The sequence below is a fragment of the Paeniglutamicibacter quisquiliarum genome, assembly GCF_019084045.1.
GTDB lineage: Bacteria > Actinomycetota > Actinomycetes > Actinomycetales > Micrococcaceae > Paeniglutamicibacter > Paeniglutamicibacter quisquiliarum.
In genome coordinates this window covers 471729-498504 of the sequence record NZ_JAHRED010000003.1, presented here as the reverse complement: position 1 = coordinate 498504, position 26776 = coordinate 471729, and the positions used below count along the sequence as shown (strand labels likewise).

Sequence of the window (26776 nt, the reverse complement as noted above, 5' to 3'; positions counted from 1 at the left end):
CCGGGTGGCTGCCCCCATGTCGGGGCCGCCACCGGGCATCCTTGCGTTGCGGTAGATGTCCGCTAGACCCTGGCGCGCGGGGCCTCGACCTCGAAGATGTTGGAAAGCACCGACGAGACCCACTCCAGGATCTGCTCGTCCACCAGGTCCCGTCCGCCAATGGCGGAGGTCTGCGGCTTGGGAATCACAATGGCACCCAGCGCCGGCTTGTCGGCCGCGCCCTTGTACATCCGGGCCAGGCGCAGCTGGCGCGAATCCGGCAGGTCGGCGATCGCCGCCGGGGCGAACTTGATCGTGTTGCCCATCATCGCCACATCCGTAAGCCCCAGCGCGCGGGCCCTGATGCGGATCCGCGCGACCTCCAACAGGTTCACCACCGGCGCCGGCGGCTGCCCGTACCTGTCAACCAGCTCGGCCAGCACGTCCTCAAGCGCCGCGAAGTCGGTGGCGGCGGCGATCTTCCGATAGGCCTCCAGGCGCAACCGCTCCCCTGGCACGTAGTCGTGCGGCAGGTGCGCGTTGACCGGCAGCTCGATCTTCATCTCCGCGGTCTTCTCGTCGGCCTCGCCCTTGAAGTCCGCCACCGCCTCGCCGACCAGGCGCAGGTAAAGGTCGAAGCCGACCCCGGCGATGTGCCCGGACTGTTCCCCGCCGAGCAGGTTGCCGGCCCCGCGGATCTCCAGGTCCTTCATCGCCAGCTGGTAGCCCGAGCCGAGCTCGTTGTGCGCGGCCACGGCCTTGAGCCGCTCGAGGGCGACCTCGCCCAGCGGCTTTTCGGCGTTCCACAGGAAGTAGGCGTAGGCGCGCTCGCGTCCGCGGCCCACGCGCCCGCGCAGCTGGTGCAGCTGGGACAGGCCGTAGTTGTCGGCCCGGTCCACGATCAGCGTGTTGGCATTGGAGATGTCGAGGCCCGTCTCGATGATGGTGGTGGAGACCAGCACGTCGAACTTCTTCTCCCAGAAGTCCTGGATGATCTTCTCCAGCCGGGATTCGCTCATCTTGCCGTGTGCCACCTCGACCCGGGCCTCGGGCACCAGCTCGCGCAGCTCGGAGGCGATCTTGTCGATGGAGGAGACGCGGTTGTGCACGAAGAAGACCTGCCCGTCGCGCATCAGCTCGCGGCGGATGGCCGCGGAGATCTGCTTGTCGGTGCGCGGGCCCACGTAGGTGAGCACCGGGTGGCGCTCCTCCGGCGGGGTGGCCAGCGTGGAGGTCTCGCGGATGCCGGTCAGGCTCATCTCCAGGGTGCGCGGGATCGGGGTCGCGGACATGGACAGCACGTCCACGTTGGTGCGCATCTTCTTGAGCTGTTCCTTGTGCTCGACGCCGAAGCGCTGCTCCTCGTCGACAATCACCAGTCCGAGATCACGGAATTGCACGGTGTCCGAGAGCAGCCGGTGGGTGCCGATGACCACGTCGACGGTGCCGTTCTTCAGCCCCTCGATGATGTCCTTGGACTCCTTGGCGCTCTGGAAGCGCGAGAGCGTCTTCACCCGCACCGGGAAGCCGGAGTAGCGCTCGGTGAAGGTCTGCTGGTGCTGGGAGGCCAGCAGCGTGGTGGGCACCAGCACCGCGACCTGCTTGGAGTCCTGCACGGCCTTGAACGCGGCGCGCACCGCGATTTCCGTCTTGCCGAAGCCCACGTCCCCGGAGACCAGCCGGTCCATCGGGATCTCGCGCTCCATGTCGGCCTTGACCTCGTTGATGGTGGTCAGCTGGTCCGGGGTCTCCACGTAGGCGAAGGCCTCCTCCAGCTCCGACTGCCAGGGGGTGTCGGTTGCGAAGGCGTGCCCGCGCGAGGCCATGCGGGCGGAGTAGAGCCGGATCAGGTCCCCGGCGATCTCCTTGACGGCCTTGCGCGCCCGGGACTTGGTGCCGGCCCAGTCCGAGCCGCCCATCTTGGACAGCGTCGGGGCCTCGCCGCCGACATAGCGGGTGACCTGGTCCAGCTGGTCGGTGGGCACGAAGAGCTTGTCACCCGGCGCCCCGCGCTTGGCCGGCGCGTACTCCAGGACCAGGTACTCGCGCTTGGCGTCGGCCCCGCCGGCGACCTTGCGGGCGATCAGCTCCACGAACCTGGCGATGCCATGTTGCTCGTGCACGACGAAGTCGCCCTCGGTGAGGGTCATCGGGTCAACGGCATTGCGCCGCTTGGCGGCAAGCCGCTTGGCCCCGCTCGGGGCGTAGGCGCTGGATCGGCCCAGGAGGTCCGCCTCGGTGAGGAAGCCGAGTTTCAGCGAATCGAGCGCAAAGCCGCGCCCGGCCTGCGCGGTGGTGATCTCGATCAGCCCGGGGGTCGGTGCCTCGTCGAGCGAATTGATGCGGTGGGTGGGGATGTCGGCGTCGTGGAAGAGCTCGGCCAGGCGCTGGGCGGGTCCGGGGCCGTCGGTTGCCACCACGATCGACCAGTCGTCCTTGATGCGCCCGGAAATGAACCCGAGCATCTCGGCCACATCCCCCTGGTAGCCGCGCGGCTCGCGGGCATTGATGCGGATCGAGTCGGCCTCGGGCAACAGTTCGGCGTCGGTGCCCAGCGAGGTCACCGACCACCAGGAGACTTTGGCGGCCTGCGCGTCGTTGCGGGTGGTGGCCAGGGAGGTGAAGTTCCCGGCCTCCAGCTCGGCCGCGGCGGCCTGCGCCTGCGCCTGGGACAGGTCAAGGGGTGCGGCCCCGCCGTCGGAGGCGGTTGCCCAGGCGGCGGCCAGAAACTCGGCGTTGGTCGCTTCCAGGTCATGGGCCCGGGCGCGGACCCGTTCCGGTTCCATGACCAGTGCGATGGATTCGGCCGGCAGCGCCGAGAGCAGCGGCACCATGGCGTCGACCAGCAGCGGGGCCAGGGACTCCATGCCCTCCACCGCCAGGCCGCCGGCGATCTTGGCGAGCATGTCCCTCGCCGCGGGCATCTCCGACTGCAGCTTTGCCGCCCGCGACATCACCGACGGGGTGATCAGCAGTTCGCGGCAGGGCGGTGCCTGGATCCGGGTGGGCGCCTCGTGCTCCAGGGAACGCTGGTCGGCGATGGAGAAGAAGCGCATGGCCTCGATCTCGTCGCCGAAGAAGTCGATGCGCACCGGGTGGTTCAGGGTGGGAGGGAAGACATCCAGGATGCCGCCGCGCACCGCGAACTCGCCGCGGTGGGTGACCATGTCAACGCGCGCATAGGCGGCATCGGCCAGCGCCCTGACCACGGCGGAGAACTCGTATTCGTCGCCCACCTGCAGGTTAACCGGCTCCAGCTTGCCCAGGCCGGCGACCAGGGGCTGGATGACGGCGCGGATCGGCGCCACGATGACCTGCAGCGTCGGGTCCTTGGTCTCCAGCCGGCGCAGCACGTCCAGGCGCCTGCCCACGGTGTCCGAGCGCGGGGAAAGGCGCTCGTGGGGCAGCGTTTCCCAGGATGGAAATTCCGCCACGGCGTCCTCGGGGAGGTAGCTGTGCAGGGCTGCGAGAAGTTCCTCGGTCTCGCGGCCGGTGGCGGTCACCGCCAGCACCAGCCCGTCGGCGACCTTGGAGCGCAGCGCCTCGACGGTTTCGGCGGTGATGACTGCGCGCATTCCGGCCGGGGCGGCGATCTCCAGTTCGTTGGCGCGGGCGGCGTACCCGGTTGCGGCATTGGATCTGACGCGGGAAAAGGAGGTGTCGGTTCGCAATGCAGTGCGCAGGCCGTGAAGCGCCATCGGGTGGGGTCCTTTCCGAAGACTGGTACGCGCACAACACAATTACCCGAGATCCATGCCGGATCCCGGGGTGCGCCTTTCAAGCGTACCGCCGCGCGCGCGCATGCCCGGTACGCTGGTGGGGTTGTATCCCGGCCGATCTACTTTACGGAGTCCTGCCCCATGGCACTTAACGCCACCACAGACCTGACGCACGCCCCCGACACCGTCATCGCCACGCTTGCCGATCGCGACTTCGCCGAGCACCTCACCGGCCTGGTCGGAGGAGAGCTCAAGAGCTTCGAGGTTGCCGGCGACACCGCCGCGGCCTTCACGCTGACCACCGTGCGCACCCTGCCCACCGACCGCGCCCCGGAAATCGCCCGCAAGTTCGTTGGCCAGTCCGTGGAAGTCACCCAGGTCGAGTCCTGGTCGTCCCCGGCCGCCGACGGCTCCCGCGAGGCCACCTTGAAGGTCACCGTCGGTTCGCTGCCGGTTTCGGTGTCCGGCACCGAGTCGCTGCGCGCCACCGACGCCGGCTCGGCCCTGGGCGTGGAGGCCACCGTGTCCTCCTCCATCCCGTTTGTGGGCGGAAAGATCGCATCGGCCGCCGAGCCATTCATCTCCAAGGCGCTCTCGCTGCAGGCTGCCAAGGTCTCTGCCTGGATCGAACGCGGTTAAATACCGACGCTTGGCCCGCCGTGGTTGCGGCGGGCGCCAGTCCCTGGCCAAAGGGCCGGCACGTGCATGCCCCGGAGGGCGGACCTCGTGCCGGTCCTTCGCCTTTAAGGCGGGCCGCCGCAGGCGCACTGCCGGGTCGGTCAAGACGCGGCGGCCACCGGCTTCATGTGGCTTCCGGATGTGCACCGGGACACGTTTAGGCGATAGTGTGGTCTCTGGTGTGCCGGGAAGTCTGGTCGGCGATAACTTCAGCGTCCCCGAAAGAATTGAAGAAATACCATGAACCAAGCCCCCACACCCACGCCGAAACCCAAGACGGTTTTCGGCCCGGGCAGCTACACCGAATACCTGCGCATCGGGGAGATCCTGCGCAAGGAAACCGTTGGCGGCCTCGTCCTGATCGTGGGCGCCGTCATCGCGCTGATCTGGGCCAACTCCCCCGCCGCCGACAGCTACTTCGCCCTTCGCGATTTCCACCTCGGCTTCGAGGTGTTCGGCATCGACCTGAACCTGTCACTGGGCCACTGGGCCGCCGACGGGCTGCTGGCCGTGTTCTTCTTCCTGGTCGGCCTGGAGCTGAAAAAGGAATTCGTGGCCGGGGACCTGCGCGACATGAAACGCGCCATCGTCCCGGTGACCGCCGCCTTTGGCGGCGTGTTGGTCCCCGCGCTGATCTTCGTCGCCCTGAACGCCTCCACCGGCGGGGAAACCCTGCGCGGCTGGGCCATCCCCACCGCCACCGACATCGCCTTCGCCGTTGCGGTGCTGGCCGTCATCGGCTCGAACCTGCCCTCCCCGCTGCGCATCTTCCTGTTGACCCTCGCGGTCGTCGATGACCTGATTGCCATCGTGATCATCGCCTTCGTCTTCACCGAGGATCTGAACCCGCCATACCTGCTGATGGCGCTGGCCCCCATTGCGCTCTATGCGTTCGTGACCCACAAGTGGCCGAAGTTCTTCGCCGCGCGCCTCTGGGCGCCCTGGGTCATCCTGTTGCCGCTGGGCATCGCGGCCTGGGCACTGGTCTTCGGATCGGGCATCCACTCGACCATTGCCGGCGTTGTGCTGGGTTTCTGCGTCCCGGTGCTGCGCAAGAACACGGACGAGATCGACAGGCCGGGCCTGGCCGAGCAGCTGGAGCACCGCTTCCGCCCGCTCTCCAGCGGCTTCTGCGTCCCGGTCTTCGCCTTCTTCTCCGCCGGCGTTGCCGTCGGCGGCGCCGAGGGCTTCGCCTCGGCCCTGGGCGACCCGGTGCTCTGGGGCATCGTCTTCGGCCTGGTCTTCGGCAAGCCCATCGGCATCCTGGGCGCCACCTGGCTGGTGACCCGCTCGTCCAAGGCGAACCTGGATCCTGACACCAAGTGGGGCGACCTGTTGGGCGTGACGTTCCTGGCGGGCATCGGATTCACCGTGTCCCTGTTGGTCTCCGAGCTCTCCTTCGGCCTGGCCTCACCGCACTACGACCACGCGAAGGTCGCGATCCTGACCGCCTCCGTGGTGGCCGCCATCCTCGGCACGATTTGGCTGCGGCCGCGCGACCGCCGCTACCGCCTCGTGAACGAGCGGGCGGCCAGGGACGAGGACCGCGACGGCGTCCCCGACATCTTCCAGCAGCCCGAAAACAACGGCTAGCGGGGACGCCGCACACCAGAAGAGCCGGATTGGCTTGGCCGGGAAATCCCGGGCAAGCCAATCCGGCTCTGTTGTTTATGGGTGCGTTCCGCTATTCGTTGGCGGCCAGCAGGGCGGCCTCGGCGGCCACCCAGGAGAGCATCGCGCACTTGACGCGCGCGGGGAACTTGGACACCCCGGCAAAGGCCGCTCCGTCGCCCAGGATTTCCTCGTCCCCGGCCCGGGCGCCGCGCGAGCGCATCAGTTCGCGGAATTCGTCGAGGATGGCCATGAACTCCTCGCGTTCGATACCGGTGGCCAGTTCACTGAGGACCGACGCGGAGGCCATGGAGATCGAGCAGCCGTCGCCTTCCCAGGAAACGTTCTTCACGACGCTGCCTTCGACCTGGACGCGCAGCTGGATGTGGTCCCCGCACACGGGGTTGTGCTGCATCGATTCGCCGTGAGCCACGCCGTCCGGCGCCTCGAGCAGCCCGGCGCCGTGCCTGGCCTTGGCATGGTCCAGAATGATTTGTTGGTACAGCTGGTCCAGATCGTTCACTTGCCGACTCCAAAGTATCCGCGCACATCCGACACCGCATTGAGCAGGGTGTCGACGTCGCTGGTGGTGTTGTATAGGTAGCTGCTTGCCCGGGTGCTGGAGACAACGCCCAATGCCCGGTGCAGCGGCTGGGCGCAGTGGTGGCCCACGCGCACCGCAATGCCGCGCGAATCCAGGAACTGTCCCACGTCGTGCGGGTGCACGCCTTCGACCACGAACGGTGCGGTGCCGATACGCGCGACACCCCGGTCCGGGCCCAGAACACGGACTCCGGGCATCCCGGCCAGGCCGGTGAGCATGCGATCCCCCAAGTGCTCTTCCCAGGCCGCGATGCGGTCCATGCCCACTTCGCGCAGGTAGGAAACGGCGGTAGCCAGGGCATGGGCCTGCGAGATCCGTTGGGTGCCGGCCTCGAAGCGCATCGGGGCAGGCAGGTATTCGGCCTTCTCCATGGTCACCGAGGTGATCATCGAGCCTCCCGTGAGGAAGGGCGGCATCGCGTCGAGCAGCGCGGCGCGGCCGTACAGTCCGCCGATCCCCGTGGGGCCGAGCATCTTGTGCCCGGAAAACGCCATAAAGTCGACGTCGAGCGCCTTGACGTCAACGGGAAGGTGCGGAACCGACTGGCAGCCGTCAAGGACCGTCAGCGCCCCGACGTTGCGGGCCAGAGCCACCAGCGCCGCTACATCGGTCACCGTACCCAGCACGTTGGAGACGTGCGTGAAGGCCACGACCTTGGTGGCCGCGGTGATGATCGAGTCGGCAAGATCCATGCGCAGGGCGCCTGATTCGTCGACGGGAATGTACTTGAGGGTCGCGCCGGTGCGCAGCGCCAGTTCCTGCCATGGGATCAAATTGGCATGGTGCTCAAGCTCGGTGACGACGATTTCGTCCCCCGCGCCGAGCGCGAAGCGTCGTGCTGCCTCTCCCCCAAGGCCGGCGCTGGCATTGCCGAAGGAGTACGTGATGAGGTTCAGCGCCTCGGTGGCGTTTGAGGTCCATACGACCTCGTTGTCCTTGGCGCCAATGAACCCGGCGACGTCGGTACGGGCCTGCTCGAAGATGTCGGTGGCCTCTACGGCCAGGGAGTGAGCACCGCGGTGGACTGCCGAATTGAAGTTCTCGTAGAAGTGCTGCTCGGCCTCGTACACGCAGCTGGGCTTTTGCGAGGTGGCCCCGGAATCCAAATACGTCAACGGGACACCGTTGACATTGCGACCCAGAATGGGGAAGTCTGCCCGCAACCGCGCGACCTCGACGTCATCCAGGCGCTTGGGAAGGGTATCTTGCGTCGTGGGCAATGCACTGGACACGTTGGGAACCTCCGAAGTTCGTTTCATGCCGACCACGCCGCATTGGTTCTCCGCCGCGCAACCTGCGGCATATTCCATGGTGCGATTCGTGATTACGGCATCATTTGCTTCGCTAATTCTCCCACGTTCGGGCCGCCGTGGCACATAAGTCGACCCTTACCAATTCGAATTCGACAGGGAAATGGCACAAAAAAAGGGGCCGATAGCGGGATGGGGGTGGCCCAGTCTCGGAGGCCGCCCGCTACCGGCCCCTGGTCTTGGGGCCAACTGGCACTTGATCATTGTATGAGGCGCTTGATTGTTGAACAAATTACACATGGCGTGCGCAACCAAGCGCCAACGAACTTCATCGGCGCCAGCAGCCCGCGGCGTGAAGAGCCCGCTAGGAGAGATTGAACTTGCGTTGCGCGATTTCCAGCCCGTGGTTCATCAATTCCTCCACGGCGTCAGCCGCCGCATCGGTCAGGAACGGAAGGGATTTCTTTTCGTCCTTGGAGAAGTCCTTCAGCACGTAATCCGCTGTTTCCATGCGTCCGGGAGGCCTTCCCACGCCCACGCGCACGCGCAGGTAGTCCTTGGTGCCCAGGGCCTTGGAGATGTCGCGCAGCCCGTTATGGCCGCCTTCGCCGCCGCCGAGCTTGACCTTGACGGTGTCAAAGGGAATGTCGATCTCGTCGTGCACGGCAATGACGTGTGCGGGATCGATACCGAAGAACTTTGCCAGATTGGCGACGGGGCCGCCCGAAAGATTCATGTAGGTCATCGGCTTCGCCAGAACGAGTCTGGGTCCCCCGATACCCATGCGTCCCTCGAGGATCTGCGCCCGGGAGCCGTGGGTCTTGAACTTCCCCCCGATGCGGGAGGCAAGCTCGTCGACGACCATCTGGCCAACATTGTGCCTGTTATGCGCGTAGCCGGGCCCGGGGTTTCCGAGCCCGGCTACGAGCCAGGTTTCGCTAGTCATGCGACAACCAAATTCAAGAAATTACTCGGCGGAAGCTGCCGATTCCTCTTCGGTCTCCGAAACAGCGGCATCGATCGTTGCAACGACGACGCTGCCGTCGATGGCAAGGGCGGTGCCCTCCGGGAGAACCAGGTCAGAGGCCAGGATCTGGGTACCTGCGGCCAGGCCAGAGACGTTGGCAACAACGTGCTCCGGAAGGGCAACTGCCTCGGCCTCGACGGCGATGACCGCGTGGTCCAGGGAAAGGGTGGAGCCGGCGGTGAGTTCGCCCTGGACCTGGACGGAAACCTCAACGATGACCTTTTCGCCCTTCTTGACGATCAGGAGGTCAAGGTGGTCAACGGTCTGGCGCAGTGCGTGGCGCTGGATGTCCTTCACCAGGGTGATGGTGTCTTCGCCGTCAACCGAGATGTTCAGCAGGGCGTTGGAGCCGCGGACTGCAAGGGTGGTGGCGGCGGCCGGCAGGAGGACGCGGACCGGGTCGGTGCCGTGGCCGTAGATCACTGCAGGGATCTTGCCGGCGCGGCGGGCCTGGCGTGCGGCGCCCTTGCCGAAGTCGGTGCGCAGTTCGCCGTCAAGCGTGATGATGTTGCTCATGGTGTTCTCCTTGTGGAAGATGATTAATTGGTTCCTGCCCCGCTCGGGCCTAGAAGCAACATCATCCGATTCCCTCTAAGGAGAAGGACGCGTAGTGCGTTTCTAGCCTCGTCGATAACGGACCCCCATTTTCATGGGGTTCCCTCGCCTGGGCACAAGTCAATATTTTAGCAGGGCCCGGGTGCCCGACGGAAATCGTCGGCGATCCACCGTTTCGGCCCCAATGAAAGCGGGCGCCGCCGCGGCTCCCGTCAGGGGAGCAGCAGCGGCGCCCGGCATCAAGCCAAGGTCCCGTGGGACGGGCTCCTAGGCGTCTCCGTCAAAGAGGCTGGTGACCGAGCCGTCTTCGAAGACTTCCTTGATGGCACGGGCCAGCAAGGGTGCGATCGATAGTACGGTCAGGCAGTCGAAGCGCTTGGACTCCGGGATCGGCAGCGTGTTGGTCACCACGACCTCGCGGGCTCCCGATTCAGCAAGGCGCTGCGCGGCCGGGTCGGAGAACACGGCGTGCGTGGCGGCAATGATGACGTCCTTGGCGCCGGCGTCCTTCAGCACCTTCACGGCTCCGGCGATGGTTCCGCCGGTGTCGATCATGTCATCGATCAACACGCAGGTGCGACCCTCGACCTGGCCGACGACGGTCTTGGATACCGCCTGGTTCGGGACGGTCAGGTCGCGGGACTTGTGCACGAAGGCCAGCGGCGCGCCGCCGAGGCGCTCGGCCCACTGCTCGGCAACGCGGACGCGGCCGGTATCGGGGGAAACCACTGTGACCGGGTCGTCCCCGACGACCTTGCGGATGTAGTCGGCCAGCAGCGGGATGGCGAAGAGGTGGTCGACCGGGCCGTCGAAGAAGCCCTGGATCTGCGCGGTGTGCAGGTCAACGCTCATGATGCGGTCGGCGCCTGCCACCTTGAACATGTCGGCAACCAGCCGAGCGGAGATCGGCTCGCGCCCGCGGCCCTTCTTGTCCTGTCGGGCGTAGGGGTAGAACGGGGCCACGACGGTGACGCGACGGGCCGAGGCGCGCTTCATGGAGTCAACCATGATCAGCTGTTCCATGAGCCAGTTGTTCAGCGGCGCCGGGTGGGCCTGGATGACAAAGACATCCTTGCCTCGCACCGATTCGCCGGAGCGGACGTAGATCTCGCCGTTGGCGAAGTCGTAGGCACTCATCGGAAGCAACTCGGTCCCGAGGGCCGCTGCCACCTCTTCGGCAAGCTCGGGGTGGGCACGCCCGGAAGCCAGCACCAGCTTCTTATCTACGTTATGGCTCAGTTCGCTCATGGGATCGCTTTCTCGCTCAGACGGGGATCGGAAATGATGTGGAGGGTTACTTGACCTGGTCCGCGGATTCGGCGGTTGCGCCTGAATCCAGTGCGGACCTGAATGCGGCCTCCGCGGCCGGGGAACCGGGACGCTTGGAAATCGTCCAGCCCTCGGTGTTGCGTTGCGGAGCCACGGAAAGCGCAAGGGCCCCCGCCGGAACGTTTTTGCGCACGATGGCTCCCGCTCCCGTGTATGCGCCGTCCCCGATGCTCACGGGGGCGACGAACACGGTGTTGGAGGCGGTGCGTACGTGCGAGCCGATGACGGTGCGGTGCTTGTTCACGCCATCGTAGTTGGCGGTGATGTTGCCACAGCCGATGTTGGTGTATTCGCCGATTTCGGCATCCCCGGCGTAGCCCAGGTGCGAGAGCTTGGAGCCGCGGCCCACGACGATGTTCTTGGTTTCGTAGAAGGCGCCGATCTTGGCGTCCGGGCCAAGGTTGGTCTTGGGGCGCAGGTAGGCGAAGGGGCCGACCGACGAGCCGTCGGCAATGACCGAGTCGGTGACATCCGAGCGGACGATCTTGGCGCCGCGTCCGACCTGGGTGTTGGTCAGCGTGGTGTCCGGGCCGACGACGGCATCGGTGCCGATGGCGGTGGTCCCATGCAGCTGTGTGCCCGGCTTGATGGTGACATCGGTGGACAGGGCGACCTCGACATCGATCCAGGTGCTGTCCGGGTCGATGATGCTGACCCCGGCGCGCATCCACTTTTCCAGGATGCGGCGGTTCATTTCCTTGCCAAGCGCGGCCAGCTGGACGCGGTCGTTGGCACCTTCGACCTGCCAGGCGTCCTCGGTGACGACGGCCGCCACGCGGCCCCCCGTGGACCGGGCAATGCCCAGCACATCGGTCAGGTACATTTCACCCTGCGCGTTGTCGGTGGTGACCTCGGCCAGTGCCGAGCGCAGGACCTCCGCGTCAAAGGCGTAGATGCCGGAATTCACTTCGCGGATGGCGCGCTCTTCGTCGCTGGCATCCTTGTGCTCGCGAATGCCGGTGACGGTGCCGTCCTCGGCGCGCAGGATGCGACCGTATCCGGTGGCGTCATCCAACAGTGCGGTGAGCACCGTGACGGCGTTGCCTTCGGCGTCGTGGGTTGCAACCAATTCGGAGAGCAGTTCAGTGGTCAGCAGCGGAACATCGCCGTAGGTGACAACGATGGTGCCTTCAAGGGCCGGGTCCAGCTTCTCGAGACCCAATTGCACGGCTCGTCCGGTGCCGGGAATTTCATCCTGGTCGGCGATGACGACGTTCGGCTTGACCTGCAGGAGGTGCTCGACAACGCGTTCGCGTTCAAAGCGGACCACGGCCACGAGCGTTTCGGGTTCGAGGCCCTCCGCTGCGGCAAGGGCGTGCCCCACCATGGAACGGCCGCCAATTTCATGCAGGATCTTGGGTTTTGCCGATTTCATTCGGGTTCCCGCGCCTGCGGCGAGAACGATGACAGCGGCTGGTGCGTTGGCGTGAACGCTCAAGATTGGTACTCCCCTGTACTTTGGCTAGCCGGACCGGCCGGGCCAGGCCTCATCATTCTATCCCGGGAGAACACCGGGATTTTCAATGAGTGGTGCGTTCCGCCCATAGGATTCGAACCTATACTCCACAGCTCCAAAGGCTGGGGTGCTGCCATTACACCAGGGCGGAATGTGCGCTGAGCTTGCCTCACCGGCACAGTGAACTATTCTGCCACGACTGGAGGCATCGATGCGACTTCAGGGACGGCGGCGCGTTAATCCTCCGTTCACACCACGGTGACTTGGCATGGTTTATGCCGCTCCTGTGCTTACCATGATGCCTATGAGCCCCACCGCACGCCCGCGCACGCGAATGACCGGAGTACAACGACGACTCCAGCTGATCGATATCTCCCGCCAGCTGTTCTCCTTGCGGGGCGTTGACGGAACCACGATCGAGGAAATCGCCCGCGCGGCCGGTGTGTCCAAGCCCATTGTCTATGAGCACTTTGGTTCCAAGGAAGCGCTTTACATGGAAGTGGTCACCAACGAATACCGGGAACTGCTGGGCCGCATCACGGAGTCGCTTTCCGGTGACGACTCTTCACGGGTGTTGTTGGAGAAGGCCGCGCTTGCGATGCTGACCTATATAGAGGACAGCACCGAGGGCTTCCGCATCCTGGTGCGCGATGCCCCGCCGTCCCAGCCCGAAGGCACGTACTCCACGCTGTTGACCAAGGTGACGGAGCAGGTCGAGCACATCCTGGCCGACGAGTTTTCCCGCCGAGGGTTCAGCTCCGAGGACGGATCGATATACGCACAGATGCTCGTGGGCATGGTCGCCATGACCGCCCAGTGGTGGCTGGATGCCCGGCACCCCGACAAGCGAACGGTTGCCGCCCATGTGGTGAACCTGGCCTGGTATGGCCTGACCGGCCTGCGCAAGGAACCGGGTCTCCGCGAGGGACAGGCCGACGCGCCGTCCGAGTAGCGGGCCCGTCCGTCGCATGACGGTTTTCCAAGTGTTCCCGGTGCGCCGCGGCTATTTGTAGGTCGCCTCGAAGGACCCACTGGCCGCATCGAAGACTGCGTATTCGACGCCCTTGACCGTTTCGACCATGAAGTCGATGTCTTCTCCCCGGGACCGGATCCCGGTCAGCGAGCCGTCGGCGGAACCGGTCGGAATCATGGTCTTGAGCATTCCGTGGGTCCCTGGGTCAACGTCGAGTTCGAACGAAAGTTTTCCTCCGTTCCAGTCCGTGTTGGTGAAACTCGATGCGTTGCGGGCATCCACCCATTCCAGCAGTTGCTTGGCCGAAACCATTGGAATGGAGTTGCGGATGGCGATGTCCATCAGCTCGACATCGAATTCGTTGCTGAAGTCGTAGTGGGTCCCGAACGCCCCGTAGAACCCTTCGGGCCCCGTTGCCCGAGCCAGGAGCCGCTCCACCGCCCGTGGATTCGATGCAAAGACCTCATCGACCAGGTGAGTTTCCTGTTGGTAGACATTTATTAGCCGCCCCTCGGGGTCGCTGAAGCGCATGGGGATCCCGGACCCGGTCATGAAGCCGGCTCGCCCCCGGACCCAGTCGCCGGGCCAGTAGTAGTAGTTCATGTCCATGCGCATACCCCAGCTGCGCTCGGCGGTTGCCTGCGAAGACCAGTCGCTCCACGCGATGCAATGCATCCTGTTTCCCGTTTGTGGCGGAAGTTCCGGATATCTTGTTCGGAACTCACCCAGGGATTGCGAGAAGGCCAGCATCAGTGACCGAGCGTTCCAGTCCGTGCAGCCCGTGGTGACGTGGGCGCCGATGTCGAATCCCCGGTCGGTGTAGGTCTTGGCAGCCTCCGAACCGAGGCCGGAGTTTGAATACAACCACGAGGTCGCCCGAAAGCACTCCCAATGCTCAACGGAACAGCCCTCGGGGCTGAGCTCGTTCAACCGCTCGAAAGTCTTCGCTGTCCCGTTGGGCGTTCCGTGGTCGTCCGATGCCATGACCAGGACGGCTTTGGCGAATTTCGGGAAGTACCAGAACTTGGGCATCGGCCCGTTGTCTTGGTTCATGTAGCCGATCAAATTGGAGAATAGCCGCATTTGCTCGTCGGCTTGGGGGATGTGCGCCTTCGACAGGTCCAGGTAGTCCTTGCCCTTGGAACCAAAAAACAAGTCGTTGGACCTGATGGGCGCAATGCCGTCGCGTTCTTGCCCCACCCAGTCAGGGTTTCCCTGCCTCGTGAGCGCCGTGGATTTGGCAAGGTTGAAGGAATACGCGGCAACGGAGCCGCGGTCGTCGTTTCCCGATTTCAGGGTTATGGCGGGCGGTCCACCCGGATCGTTTTCCGTTTCCCTGAGCCAGGCGATGGCGCGGGTACCTTGCTCCAGCCCAAGGATCACCGAGTCTCCGTGGAATTGAATGGGTTCGGCGACAATGCCCAAGCCTGGTGCTTGCGCCGTGTCCACCTGAACATATCCATCGCGCGGGCCCGGACCCAGGTGCGTCACGCCAGCAAGATCGGCAATCCTCCCCGTCGGGCTCATGGCAACGAGATTTCCGCGTTCATTTTCGACCCAGTGGGCGATCATGTCCTCCTTTTCCGCTGCCACTGTCCCGGCACCCAGAATTGCCAGTTCGTGGGATTTGAGGATCGCTGGCGACACGTCGTCAATTGAAATGGTTTCAAAGGTGTTCAGCCCCTCGGAGCGGAGGACCTCGGAAAGGTTCGCGGAGAATTCATGATCTTCATCGAGGATCAGCAGGATCGAGCCGCCGGGGCCCTCGGAAATCGGGGTCTTGTCGGGCACGAAAAAGGACCATGTACTCAGATCCGTTGACTCGTTGGTGGTTTCCTTGTCCCGTACCGAAGCCACATATTTACCTGGCTCCAAGGCCCTCGACGGTTCAAAAATGATGGATTTGCGGTCACCGCCCAATTCGAGATCGCCCTCAACCGACATTCCCCGCTGGTCGTATAACATCAGGTCCAGCCCGCCGGGCTCGCTGGCTATCGGCCTATCCAGCCATGCGACCACCGCGGCTGCATGCGAAACGGATTCCGCGCCATCTCGGGGGAAATGTGAAACGATTTCCGCTCCGCGTGTTGCCTGTGCATAGACCAGAGAACCGCCGGTCAGCACCGCCAAACCCAGGAACGCGACTATTGCGATGATTTTTCGTTTAGCGCTGCGACGTAAGAACCCCATGACGTAATTTCCCCAAATTCACGGCAAGCCCCGGTCCCCCATGGCCCGAGTGAGATTGAGACTATCCGCCGTCCGCGGGTTATTCAACCTTTCAGACAAGGCCTGCCCCGAGGCTGCCGTTGAGGGTCAACGGGCGGCAAAGTCCGCCTTCGACCGGGGGCAACCGCCACGACACTCGTAAATTACGCGTTCAGGATTCAGGGGCCACCCAATTAGCACTCACTTTGGGCAATCGATATTGAAAGCACCCCTAACCGCCCCTAACGTCACTACTAGAAGTGTCACATAGCTTTTTGGGGGGATACTTCGTGAGCCTGATCTCGGGCCCATGCATTGGGGGGGAAAAATAAATGACTCGCATTGAAAACAGCGCCGATGTATCGCCGGAAGCGGTAATCGGCGCTGGCACGAAGATCTGGCATCTGGCTCAAGTGCGCGAAGGCGCAGTCCTGGGCAAGGGGTGCAACATCGGGCGCGGGGCGTATATTGGGCCCGAGGTCAGGCTGGGGAACAACTGCAAGGTCCAAAACTACGCGCTGGTCTACGAACCCGCCCGCTTGGCCGATGGCGTCTTCATCGGTCCGGCGGCGGTATTGACCAACGACCTGTTTCCACGGGCAATCAATCCAGACGGCTCGCTCAAGAGCCCCAACGACTGGGAATCCGTCGGCGTGACCGTTGGCAAGGGGGCTTCGATCGGCGCCCAGGCGGTGTGCATCGCTCCGGTGACCGTCGGGCCTTGGGCTATGGTCGCCGCGGGTGCCGTGGTGAACCGCAATGTGCCGGCCCACGCCATCGTCGTGGGGGTCCCGGCACGCCAAGTCGGCTGGGTCGGAGAGGCGGGGCATCCCTTGCATCCGGATGGCGACCATTGGGTATGTCCAATCAGCGGAAGTCGCTATCGCGTGGCCGCGGACGGTTTGGAACGAATCTCTCAGGCGGACGTCCCGGACGCCGGCTTCGCGCACTAGGCCATTCGAGGGCGCGGCTTCCGCATGGCCATGGAACCGAACGCCGCACCCCGGACTTGGAAGGGCAGGACCATGTCATCTGAATACAGACGCGTAGATCTGGCAGGCATAGTCGTCGACCTGCTTCAGCGGCAAGACGCGGTGGCCCGGATCATCGACCATTCAACTTCCGGCCGCTCGGCCGGACAGGACCGCACGAGGCCCTTGTCAGTTGTATCGGCCAATCTCGACCACGTCGTCCAGTTCGGTGCCGGCGGCCGTTGGCATGGGGTGCTAGGCGATTCCCTCAGGCCCACGCAGCCACTGCGCCTCCTGCAGGCCAATGCCCCTTCCGGAGACAGGACGCCCGATATGGAGTGGCTGACCTTGTTGGACGGTGCGCCGCTGGTTGCCCAGTCCAACCGTCTCACCGGCGGCAGCTGGCCGCGTCTGGCCGGCAGCGACCTGATCGGGCCGATATTGAACGAGGCGGAGCGGACCGGACTGTCCGTAGGCTTCTTGGGAGGATCGGCCGAAATCCACGACGAACTCTCGCGCACCCTGGCGGAGCACCGACCGCGGCTTCAGGTCAGCGGCTTCTGGGCGCCGGCACGCACCGAGTTGGAGGACCACGATGCCTCCGTGGCGCTGGCCAATGCGATCCACCGAACCGACACCGACATCCTGGTCGTGGGGTTGGGAAAGCCGCGCCAGGAATTATGGATGGCCGCCTACGGGACGCTGACCGGAGCACAGACCCTCCTCGCTTTCGGTGCCGTGGTGGATTTCCTGGCCGGGGCGGTAAGGCGTGCACCAACCTGGGTTAGCGACAGGGGGCTGGAGTGGGCTTGGAGGCTAGCCGCGGAACCCCGGCGGATGGCCCGCCGCTATCTGGTCGACGACCCGCCCGGCCTGCTAAAGATCCGTCGTGACAGCAGCGTTCTTGCAGACGATGAGCCAGTCATCGACAGTGTCCAGCCGCAGGTGGAAACCATACGGTCCCACGCTCCGCTGGCCAGTTTCGTCGGTCGTCACGACAGCGCCGATGTGACCGTCCTGGTGGTTACCTACAACAACGAGGACACGATTGATGACCTGATGCTCAGTCTTCGCCGGGAGGCGCTCACATTGGCCCTGCGCGTTGTCGTGGCCGACAACGGTTCCGTGGACGGAACGCTGGAACGTCTCCAAGCCCATCCGGATGTCATTGCGGTGTCCACGGAATCGAACCTGGGCTACGCCGGGGGGATCAATGCGGTTCGGTTCCTTGCCGGGGATTGCTCGGCCGTGCTGGTCCTGAATCCCGATCTGACAGTGGGCACCGGAGCCATCGCCGCAATGCTGGAGCGGCTCGTCATCTCGGGTGCCGGCATCGTGGTTCCACGCCTCCTGCAGGGCGACGGCAAGACCTATCCTTCCCTTCGCCGGGAGCCTTCCCTTGGCCGCGCCCTGGGCGATGCGCTCCTGGGCGAGCGGCTTCCGCAGCGCCCAGTCTGGACGTCGGAGATGGAATTCAATCCGGAGTGCTACGCCCACCCGCACCAGGTCGACTGGGCCACTGGCGCGGCACTGTTGATCGATGCCGGGCTGGACAGGCGTCTAGGCGTCTGGGACGAACAGTTCTTCTTATACTCCGAGGAGACAGACTACTTCCGGCGTGCCAGGGAGTCCGGTGCAACCATTTGGTATGAACCCGAAGCCGTCATGACGCACCATATGGGAGGCTCCGGTGCCTCGGTCGCCCTCAATGCGCTCATGGCGGCCAACCGCGTCCGATACGTCCGCAAGCACCGGTCTGCCCGGTACGCCTCCGCGTTCAAGTCCGTGGTGGTCCTACACGAGGCGCTGCGTTCCGCCAGGCCAGGCCACCGCGGGATCTTCAGCCTTGTCTCCAACGAACAACGCTGGAGCGAACTACCCCGCGCAACGCAGGAACCCGGCTGCACATTTGGCTTTCCGCCGGGAGCTGTCATCATTCCTGCACACAACGAGTCTTCGGTCATCGCGCGGACCTTGGCGCCTCTGGCCGGGTTGGCCGCCAGTGGCGCCATCGAGGTGATTGTCGCCTGCAACGGCTGCACCGACGACACGGCGGAGATTGCAAGGGGCTTTGCAGGTGTCAGAGTCTTGGAGTCCCAAATCCCCTCCAAGGTTGCCGCCCTCAACTTGGCCGACGGTGAGACGACGGTGTATCCACGACTGTATTTGGACGCCGATATCGTCATTACGCCATCCGCCCTGCGCATGACCTTCGATTATTTGTCTCGGCCCGGGGCGTTGTCGGCACGACCGGCATTTGAGTACGTAACCGCAGGAGCGTCATGGCCCGTGCGCGCGTTCTACCGAGCCCGCCGCCGGTTGCCCGCGACTAACGAGGCGCTGTGGGGCGCCGGCGCCTACGGCATGAGCGAAATCGGACGTCGGCGTTTTGATTCGTTTCCGGACGTCACGGCCGATGACCTGTACGTGGACCTGCAGTTTTCAGTCGAGGAAAAGCAAATTCTGCCCACGCCGCCGGTTCAGGTCTCAACGCCCCGATCGGTCGCATCGCTCATGTCGGTGCTGCGCAGAAACTACCGTGGGCAAGATGAACTTCGGTCTGGTGCCGGGGCCATGGCTGAGAAACACGCTCCGGATTCTTTGCGAACGCTCGAGCAGCTGCTGGCATCGGTTTCTGGTCCGTTCACGGCAGTGGATGCCGGGATCTACGGTGTCCTTGCCATCGGAGGAAGACTCAAGGCGCGCAACGCGAGCAGGATGCAGGATCAGCGCTGGGAACGGGACGAATCGAGTCGGTAGGCTCTCAACCGACCGTCCAGAATCGTCCTTGTCCAACCGCGTCCGTTCGGGGCTACGAAGCCTCGGAACCGACACCGAACCCGACTCGATCACGGGATCCTGGCCGTGGCGCATTTGCACCCTCACGTCCAGCGCGCCTGCGCGCACGCGCGTTGAGCCCCGAGTCACCGATGTTGGCCACACCAATACTCAGCCCCACGATCAGTGCCGCGACAGTCATTTCAGCGCGGCTATTGCGGATCCAGGCATATGCTACGGCGGGCTTTTCGGGCGAGGTTTCGGTGGTGATGCGAGACTCCGGCCAGATTCCCATCTCTTCCTGCGGCCTGATGGCCAGCACTCTCAAGGTCTCAATGGTTTCGCTCATTTTCGTCAGAACTTCCTCCTCTGAAGTGCCAACAACCTCTATGCGTATCTCTGCCTTATTGAAGTTGGTCTGCCATTGTCCGCCTTGGTCGGGAAGGTACACGGCTGAACCATGGCGAACTCCCGTCGCGTAGAGTGGGGCGCTCGTTGGTCGAGGCACTTCGTAGGCATGAGCCCCCTGGTTGAAATGGCGTTCGACGACGGCCGCGAAATACACGGTGCTCCCGGGATCGGCGCGCAATGAATTTCCGCCGCCTTCCACGGCCGAGGCAGGCGGCAGGAACAAGACGGACGCCGTCGAGTAATAGACCCCTGTCGCATTGTGCACGGCGATTAGCGCGGGCATGAGCACCAACGTGGTTGCAGCGATCAGGTACCAGCGCCGGACCAGAACATTTTTATGTTTCCTCAGCCGTTCCCTTAGCCCCCAGCTTGTCCTGTCTCTTGCCATCGGGTCACCTCTTTCCCGACTTTTCCGGGATCGGACGCCGCTAGGGACACATAGGCGCCCGCAACGCCGATCATGAGGAAAATGAGGCTGCCGGCTTGCGGGAACGACAAGCTATCAAAAAAGGCAGATAGGAGGGCGCCCGCGACCAACGCGGCAAATATGGCCATCCCGAGACCGCGGACGACAGCGTCGGAAAACTTCGCGCGGCTTCTCAGGACCCCGTACATCGTGACTACCAAGAGGGCCAAGAAACCCACGAGGCCCAAGATTCCGGTTTCAATCACCAGCAAAAGATATTGATTGTCGAATATGTGATAGCTCGGAAGAAAAGTTCCCAGGCCACGTCCGAATATTGGGGAAACGGCCAGGAATTCGGATGCCGCTCCGTAACTTCCCGTGCGGGAGCTGACGCTGGTGTCAGAGCCTGAAAATAGACCCAGAATCGTTCCAGCCATGCCCGGGACGGCTACGTACATGGCCGCAAATCCGAAGCCCATCATGATGCCCACTCCTTGGCGCAATGGGCGCGGCCACGTCGGAAGAAGGATGAGAAAAACAGCCGCAGCACCAATGAGGGCAGACCGACTCACTGAGAGCATTGAACAGACGGAGATTGCCACCACGGGATACCACCGCACAAGACCCGACTTCCTCCGGTCAAATACAGCAAGGGTCAGGCATAGCGGCAGAAGCATCGACAAAACGGTCGCGTATTCCAGGGGGTGCATGGCTGTAGCGACAGCCCTGACGAATCCACCTCGCTCATCGACACCGGAACCCCCAATACTCGACAGCCCGGGAATGCTGATGAGGTTAATAACGCTGATTCCGGTGAAAAACTGGAACAATCCCAGGGTGGCATAGAGCCCTCCCACCGTGCTCAGGAATCGCACAAAATTGATGAGGCGCGGGATACTCGGGATTCCATCGCTGGCGACAAGAACCAGTCCAATCATCGCGACGATCTTGATGGCGCCCATGTCCGCCATATTGGACTCGGACGGCGGCAGAGCGGTGACGTTAGCAGCCGCATAACCGGAAATCATGGCAGCCAAGAAGCAATAGAGGGCACCCCTGAGCATTCGGGCTCGAAATGACCGTTCCGGTGCCGTATACCGGATTCTATGCCACACCCACCACAGCATGGCGCCCAAGGCATAAATGATTGCCGGGGAACCTGCCGCGCCTAGTGCCAAGATCCGCTGGTCCGATGGAATCACGTATTGAACCAACACGAAACCCTTGAGGACGGTAACAGCATCCCAGGACGTCGGGGTTTTCACCCTCAACGGCTGGTTAGGGCCTGCCGAATGGTCCATGGCTGCAATCCTCAGGACTCAATTAGTGTACTTTGCGTGACCTGCGCCGGATGCGCTACGTCGCGTTCCGGATCGTTCCCGTCATCAGTGGTCTTGATTTCAGGCCCTCCGGCAGAATGGGAACGCGCCGGTTGAATGCCCTTGCGGGACTCTTGAATAGCTTCGATCGGATGTTCCTCGGCGACCGCTCGAACCTTTCTCTTGGCCATCCGTTTTTGTTTGCGCCGCGTCAGGAGCTTGTCCATAAGGCCAGTTACCAACACTGTCAGGGCAAGGCCGCCGGCGGCGCCCGCAATCATCATTCGCTGTTGTTTCTTGGTTACTTCTTCGGCTTCGCGGTTCTGCACAATTGTCATCGCCGTGATGCGCGCGTCCTTGGGCACTCCCAATGCGTCCTGGATTTCCACCAGATTTGGTGGAACCTGCTTCAACACTTGGTTGACGATGGACAGAGCCGTGGTGTCAACCGGTGCTTCGCTTTCAATGAGAATAATCGGCCCGGTCGTGGCAACGTCCTTAGTTAGTGCGTAACTGAGATTCGGGTCCTTTTGCAAAATTGGCTCAGAAACTTGCGCCGAGTTCATTTTGACAACGAGGACGCTCAGGGCTTGGTCCAGTGCCCCCATGTAGAGGTAGGGGTTCTCCCCCTCGATGACCGCGGTTTGCGGAGGAACCAAGACGAGGCTCGCAGTTGCTTGGTAGCTGACTGGCACAACCTGATAAATGCCAAACACCCCGGCAACCGTGACCAACACTCCGAACAAAACAAAATACCAACGACGTAGTAAGGCGAAACCTAAGTCTTGAAGAAACATCTACTCCACCGCCATCTGCCGCGGTAAATTTTTTTCTCCAACCATGCTTAAACGTGAATTATTGTCCATGTTGCCTAACCCCCAGTGACAGTGGACTTTATTTTCCTGTTTGACCCTGCTGGAGCAGAATCTTCATTCTGTCCAACGCCGACTTGCCGCCGACGAGCATGGTCGCTTTCTTGACACCAGAACGTGTCGTCTCGTAGACGAATCGCCGTGGTGCGCCCCAATACCGATCTAGTGCCGTTTCGTACCAGCTCGGGTCATTTATATCCCCAATCAATTGTCCGAAGTTAAGGATGAATTTCCCCGCTGGCACTCTCCGTCCATGAACCCTGTTACTCACATTTCGTTCATGAATTACCTGCAGCCATGCCGGCCCATCCGTCACTTCGGTTGTAGACATATGATCCGCCAACCTGTTATGCCAGTCAACCCAACAGGTGACTGGATCGTCCCAGTTCTCCAGCACGGAACAAAAGGCATTTTCTCTATCCCGGTGCCAATACAACGCGTTGCCGCTTTTGATGAGCCCGTGGCTAAGGTAGATGGCCAGGCGTCGGGGAGGGGCCTCCACCGACTGCAATCGTTCGACGAAGTCCCGTGAAAGGCCGTCGTCGTTGTCAAGATTTGTGGTCAGCAGTCTTTGTCGGCTTGCCCCGGTAGTCGAACGAATATCGGTCAACAATTCGTCGCGGGAAACCTCTTCACGGTAAATCGCGGAAAACAGCGGATTTTGATTCCACTCCTGAATCTTCTCGCGCAACCAATCTGGTGATTCCGGATCGAAATAGATGATCCAGGAAAAGTTGCTTGAGGTCTGCATGCGGACAGAGGGAAGACAATACTGCTCGAATAGTTTTACCCGATCGACAAGCCACCCTTCTCGAGCCCGAATGAAACTCTCGGGGCCTTTCGATGGAAGGTTGAAACGAGTCAGGATTACGTGGTCGACGGCCGTTTTCATAGGATGACCTTGTAGACGTGGTAGGTGTACTCATGCTCGAAGGTGTCGGTAAAGGTCCCGTCGGCATTTGGCAATATGGTTCGATTCTCACCGATGACTTCGACGGGTTTTCCACGGAGTTGTTCCGGAACCGTAAAATTGCGTTCCCCCGTCTGGTGGGAATCATCGAGCATCGAAAAGACGTATGCGGTATCGCCCTTGACCTTCAGCATCGTGTCGAGTCCCTCCCCGAAGTCAAAGACATAGGACTGAGAATTCAAGACCGGCGCCAAGGAATGGACCAAGGAGTTGATCTCTCCAGCGGCTTCCACCTGTTTCTTGCCGCAGTAGTCTTCCACCACTTGGCTCTGCCGAACCACAGAACCGGCGAGGCAGTCTCCGCTGAGCGATTGGTTGAAATATACGATTCCGCGCGCTTCGTGGATCAAGGAATTCATTACGGCTCCCTTCAGTTGCCCGGGAGATATTTCCTCAATGTACGTCGCATCTTGGCCTGGGCCGCCATTCAGGATTTCAACGAATTGCCACAGGCGTTGCAGTTTGCCATCAACTACGTCCCTCTCGCGCAAGGCTTGCATCGTCTTCCCGTAGCTACTGGACGTCCTGCAATTGGATTCAGTCAGGGTGAAAAGGTAGGCATGCTGCAATGGCAGTTGGCTGCAGAAAGGAATTGTGTACCAATACATGTCAATGGAAACCACGTCCGAATAGTCATTGACGTACGTTTCGGTGTCCTTGTCCTTCATATACTGTGCCATGACTATTTGCGTGTAGTTGGTATACCTGAATCGCCCGGTGCCTTCCGTGAGGTCAGAGGCCTCGCGCATCATTTGTTGTCCGGTGTCGACGTCAAATCTTCCGTCCACTTCGTCGCCCAGGAAGTCTCCCACCCAGTTCTTGCTGTCCGCGGTGAAGGAGTCATTCAACGGCCCACCGATCCAATATGCGTCGTTGTCGGCAAAGAGCTCGTACGGGGTACTCGGATCCAGTCCGATATAGGTGTTGAATCCGAGCTTCTTGTCGTACTGGACTTCTTCGTTCGACATGATTGCGTTGAACCACAACGTGATGGGAAAGAACGAGTCATCCGTCCACCCGGCCTCGCGAGGCGCGTCAAAGGCATTCCAATACTCGCCACCACCTTCCCAAGGGATTGTTGGGAGTCCCAGCGGGCCGCCGACCTTCGGCGGCTCGCTCTGGGGCGGGGTTTGAGTGAGGGGCCCCGCCGTGCACGCGCTAAGTAGCAGCGCCAACACGGCAAGCAGTTTCCAGGCCACCTGCGATCGGCCACTTCCGGGTTTCCTCGTCCCGACGCTCATGTCATTTCACCCACTCGAGTTCCCTCTTCCTTGTTCAGCCGTCGACACGCGTCCGAGATCTCGACAACAATTTGCTGCTCGGTGACACCCCAACTGGGCGGAATCTGAAGGGCCGCTTCCAACGCCCGCCCTTCAATATCGTGGTACCGAACGACCTTGGCCAACGCCTCGGCCAGTCCTGAGGGCGTCGCCGGCGCCCACACGGCAAACGAGGCATCCTGCCGAGCGGTTCGTGATTCGTTGAGGACCGGGATGTTGCCTGCGGCCAACAATTCGCTGGCCACCAAAGAAATGTTCGTGAATGACATCGCGATGCTGCCGATAGTTCGGTTGTAGAGATCGTTGAGTGATTCCGGCGGCAGGTTTCCATGGTTGGTCACGGGAATCGACCACCCCTGAACACGATCGCCGTACAAGTGGATCTCCTGGTCGGGGCACAGCACATGGAACTTCTCCAGGGCGGCCTTGGCCAGCAGGTATCCCCGACGGTCCGAATCCTGGCGAGCATAGTAGACAACGCCCGAGCGCGGCCGGCCCTGTTTGGGGGCGGGCAAGATGCGGTAAAGGCTTCGGTCACAGCCAAACGGAAGCACTGCGTTCGGCGTCAGATCGCAATTCGACTTCAATTCGGACGCCACCATGTCGCCAAGTGCTAGTACATGGAACCCCAGCCGATAGCTGTCTTCGGCCAACTGGTAGAGATAGCCCCGCGGATAAAAGTAAGGCTCGAAATCCTGAACGAAGTAGAATCGCCGCACGGAGCTTGGCGCACGAGATGCGATTACATGGGCGGTTGGCCAGGAGCTCGCAATGAAGGCGTCGAAATGTCCGTCAATGACAGAACTGCTGACAATCTTGGCCGTCAGCCATGGCCAGCCCCGCCGCAACACCTCGTGGTGCCTTGTCACGTCGTCATCATCTCGGTCATAGAGCACGACGCTGCAGTCGTGTCCGGCATCCTGTGCCGCCTGTACCATTCTGAATAACGTGGTGTGGCCACCGGACCCCACGCTCGGGGGGACACACACCCACCCCAATCGAAGCTTTTCCTTTGCCACCTGCGGCGGATGCGCGTATGCATACTTTGCCAAGTCCACTATGTCTTCGTTGCGCAGCGGAAAATCAAGTTCAGCGAAATTCATGCGTGAATCCGCAAGCCGAAACATTTTCCGGGCAATGCGACGTTTGGTCCCTTCGACCCCAAATCGCTGTAGACCGCGGATCAATTGTTCGGCAGCTTGCCTTGAACTGGACATTTTACCCCCTAGTTTAGCTATTTGATATTCAATAAAATTCAGTTTCGCTTTGATTTTTCATGAACCTCCGATAAACCGTTTCGTGTTTAGTAGATGCCATAGCTGGCCCAATGCCTCTGCCGATATTCACGCATCATCCGTCGGTAGACTCGCCTCAGGAATGTGTCCGCTCGCCGGAACGGCGATGCTTGGGGACCATGGGCCTGGTTCTCCAGGCGAGCTAGTCTGGCCGCCTGTGACTCGTTGGGGCCAATGCGCCTAGCCATTGACATCCACGCTGCAAAACGTTCCCGGTCGGGCAGTCCGAGCTGAAGTTCCACCCGAGCGGATCTGATCCCTTCTTCAATCAATGTCTCCCGAGCCAGAAGGCGCAAGGCCGAGAACCGGTGTTCTGCCGGCTGGCAATGGTCGAAAAGGGTTTCAAAGGCCAGCCACCTTTGTTCAAAATCGGTGGTGAAATCGACTTTCCTGGCAGATAGGCTCAGCGCATGATCGCGATGCCATGCCTGGTCCGCGCCACGGATATAGGCGACCCGGGAAACAGACGCAATTCGCATCCACATTTCCATGTCGTGGGAATGCGCAAGGTCCCGTTGCCCGCCGACCTGCCGGACCACCGACATCCGCATGAGCACCTCAGGCGAAGTAATGACGTTTACGCCCGTTCGACACCGGTCCTCCAGCCACTGCAAGCCTTCCCAGACGGCCCACCCCTTGACCCTGTCTCTTGCCTTGGGGAGGCTGTCGCCGGAAAAGTGAATCGGATGACCGTAAACGAGGCCTATCATGGGGTCCGAGCGGGCGACGGCCACTGCCCGATGGAGGGACCCTGGAGTCAGCAAGTCGTCGGCGTCAAGGCGCACCAGGAATTCACCCGTGGCACGTTCCAAACCGCGGTTGAACGTTTCCACGGGGCCACGATTCCTTTCGTTGTGCAGAACGGTGACTTGGGCAAATTTGTGCGCAAGCTCGTTTGCGACGTGCAAGCTATCGTCCGTGGACGCATCGTTGACGACGATTATTTGTAGGTCGATTCCGGCTTGGCCGATCACGCTGTGTACTGCAGCTGGCAGGTACGCGGCGTAGTTGAAGCAGGGAATGACAACACTGACCCGTGCCATCGGGCCGTCAAGCGCACTTCGCGTTGCAGTGAATCGACCTCT

The 26776-nt window shown here is 62.4% G+C and carries 20 protein-coding genes and 1 tRNA gene; 5 read left to right on the top strand and 16 right to left on the bottom strand.

Features of this window, described 5'->3' with window-relative positions; translation table 11 throughout:
- Nucleotides 1-62: 62 nt before the first annotated feature.
- A complete protein-coding gene (gene mfd, locus KRR55_RS08875) occupies nt 63-3677 on the bottom strand; it encodes a transcription-repair coupling factor (RefSeq protein ID WP_217388705.1) in 3615 nt (1204 codons plus the stop codon).
- A gap of 162 nt (nt 3678-3839) precedes the next feature.
- Between mfd and KRR55_RS08870 the strand changes: the two genes are divergently transcribed.
- The gene (locus KRR55_RS08870) at nt 3840-4337 is read left to right on the top strand and encodes a DUF2505 domain-containing protein (RefSeq protein ID WP_217388704.1); all 498 of its coding nucleotides are present in this window, start codon (nt 3840-3842) and stop codon (nt 4335-4337) included.
- A 279-nt stretch (nt 4338-4616) separates the two neighbouring features.
- Nucleotides 4617-5969, top strand: coding sequence for a Na+/H+ antiporter NhaA (gene nhaA / locus KRR55_RS08865; RefSeq protein ID WP_217388703.1), 1353 nt, complete (start codon nt 4617-4619; stop codon nt 5967-5969).
- Between the two features lie 91 nt (nt 5970-6060).
- Here the strand turns inward: nhaA and sufU are convergent, their stop codons facing one another.
- The 7 genes from sufU to KRR55_RS08830 all read right to left on the bottom strand — a co-directional run bounded on the left by sufU (nt 6061) and on the right by KRR55_RS08830 (nt 12359).
- A complete protein-coding gene (gene sufU / locus KRR55_RS08860; protein ID WP_217388702.1) occupies nt 6061-6510 on the bottom strand; it encodes a Fe-S cluster assembly sulfur transfer protein SufU in 450 nt (149 codons plus the stop codon).
- Nucleotides 6507-7850, bottom strand: a complete 1344-nt coding sequence (locus KRR55_RS08855; RefSeq protein WP_217388701.1) for a SufS family cysteine desulfurase — start codon at nt 7848-7850, stop codon at nt 6507-6509. The genes sufU and KRR55_RS08855 overlap by 4 nt, the downstream gene beginning before the upstream one ends.
- A 355-nt stretch (nt 7851-8205) precedes the next feature.
- Nucleotides 8206-8787, bottom strand: a complete 582-nt coding sequence (pth, locus tag KRR55_RS08850; protein WP_217388700.1) for an aminoacyl-tRNA hydrolase — start codon at nt 8785-8787, stop codon at nt 8206-8208.
- A 21-nt stretch (nt 8788-8808) separates the two neighbouring features.
- Nucleotides 8809-9384 (bottom strand): 50S ribosomal protein L25/general stress protein Ctc, encoded by a 576-nt coding sequence (locus KRR55_RS08845; RefSeq protein ID WP_217388699.1) that lies wholly within the window; start codon nt 9382-9384, stop codon nt 8809-8811.
- Nucleotides 9385-9690: 306 nt separating this feature from the next.
- Nucleotides 9691-10671, bottom strand: coding sequence for a ribose-phosphate diphosphokinase (locus KRR55_RS08840; RefSeq protein ID WP_217388698.1), 981 nt, complete (start codon nt 10669-10671; stop codon nt 9691-9693).
- Nucleotides 10672-10717: 46 nt separating this feature from the next.
- Nucleotides 10718-12190 carry a bifunctional UDP-N-acetylglucosamine diphosphorylase/glucosamine-1-phosphate N-acetyltransferase GlmU gene (gene glmU, locus KRR55_RS08835; RefSeq protein ID WP_217388697.1) on the bottom strand — a complete coding sequence of 491 codons (1473 nt, stop codon included), beginning with the start codon at nt 12188-12190 and terminating at the stop codon, nt 10718-10720.
- Between the two features lie 97 nt (nt 12191-12287).
- Nucleotides 12288-12359 (bottom strand) — tRNA-Gln (locus tag KRR55_RS08830).
- A 153-nt stretch (nt 12360-12512) separates the two neighbouring features.
- On the opposite strand from KRR55_RS08830, the gene KRR55_RS08825 reads away from it, so the two are divergent.
- Complete coding sequence (locus KRR55_RS08825) at nt 12513-13160, top strand: TetR/AcrR family transcriptional regulator (RefSeq protein WP_254455978.1); 648 nt, start codon at nt 12513-12515, stop codon at nt 13158-13160.
- A 51-nt stretch (nt 13161-13211) separates the two neighbouring features.
- Here the strand turns inward: KRR55_RS08825 and KRR55_RS08820 are convergent, their stop codons facing one another.
- Nucleotides 13212-15038, bottom strand: a complete 1827-nt coding sequence (locus tag KRR55_RS08820) for a hypothetical protein (protein WP_217388696.1) — start codon at nt 15036-15038, stop codon at nt 13212-13214.
- A gap of 683 nt (nt 15039-15721) precedes the next feature.
- Between KRR55_RS08820 and KRR55_RS08815 the strand changes: the two genes are divergently transcribed.
- Together KRR55_RS08815 and KRR55_RS08810 are read left to right on the top strand one after the other, a co-directional pair.
- Nucleotides 15722-16342: an acyltransferase gene (locus KRR55_RS08815; RefSeq protein ID WP_217388695.1), complete on the top strand. Its 621-nt coding sequence runs from the start codon at nt 15722-15724 to the stop codon at nt 16340-16342.
- Between the two features lie 72 nt (nt 16343-16414).
- Nucleotides 16415-19120 carry a WecB/TagA/CpsF family glycosyltransferase gene (locus KRR55_RS08810; RefSeq protein ID WP_217388694.1) on the top strand — a complete coding sequence of 902 codons (2706 nt, stop codon included), beginning with the start codon at nt 16415-16417 and terminating at the stop codon, nt 19118-19120.
- A 52-nt stretch (nt 19121-19172) separates the two neighbouring features.
- On the opposite strand, the gene KRR55_RS08805 is transcribed toward KRR55_RS08810, so the two are convergent.
- From KRR55_RS08805 to KRR55_RS08775, 7 genes are all read right to left on the bottom strand, one after another.
- Nucleotides 19173-19937, bottom strand: a complete 765-nt coding sequence (locus KRR55_RS08805) for a hypothetical protein (RefSeq protein ID WP_217388693.1) — start codon at nt 19935-19937, stop codon at nt 19173-19175.
- The gene (locus KRR55_RS08800; protein ID WP_217388692.1) at nt 19907-21256 is read right to left on the bottom strand and encodes an O-antigen ligase family protein; all 1350 of its coding nucleotides are present in this window, start codon (nt 21254-21256) and stop codon (nt 19907-19909) included. The genes KRR55_RS08805 and KRR55_RS08800 overlap by 31 nt, the downstream gene beginning before the upstream one ends.
- 11 nt (nt 21257-21267) lie before the next feature.
- On the bottom strand, nt 21268-22071 hold the full coding sequence (locus KRR55_RS08795) for a YveK family protein (RefSeq protein WP_217388691.1): 804 nt from the start codon (nt 22069-22071) through the stop codon (nt 21268-21270).
- Between the two features lie 97 nt (nt 22072-22168).
- Nucleotides 22169-23038: a glycosyltransferase gene (locus tag KRR55_RS08790; RefSeq protein ID WP_217388690.1), complete on the bottom strand. Its 870-nt coding sequence runs from the start codon at nt 23036-23038 to the stop codon at nt 22169-22171.
- Nucleotides 23035-24357 (bottom strand): hypothetical protein, encoded by a 1323-nt coding sequence (locus KRR55_RS08785; protein ID WP_217388689.1) that lies wholly within the window; start codon nt 24355-24357, stop codon nt 23035-23037. Before KRR55_RS08785 ends, KRR55_RS08790 begins: the two co-directional genes overlap by 4 nt.
- On the bottom strand, nt 24354-25499 hold the full coding sequence (locus KRR55_RS08780; RefSeq protein ID WP_217388688.1) for a glycosyltransferase family protein: 1146 nt from the start codon (nt 25497-25499) through the stop codon (nt 24354-24356). The genes KRR55_RS08785 and KRR55_RS08780 overlap by 4 nt, the downstream gene beginning before the upstream one ends.
- A gap of 200 nt (nt 25500-25699) precedes the next feature.
- Nucleotides 25700-26734, bottom strand: coding sequence for a glycosyltransferase family 2 protein (locus tag KRR55_RS08775; RefSeq protein ID WP_217388687.1), 1035 nt, complete (start codon nt 26732-26734; stop codon nt 25700-25702).
- Nucleotides 26735-26776 lie beyond the last annotated feature (42 nt).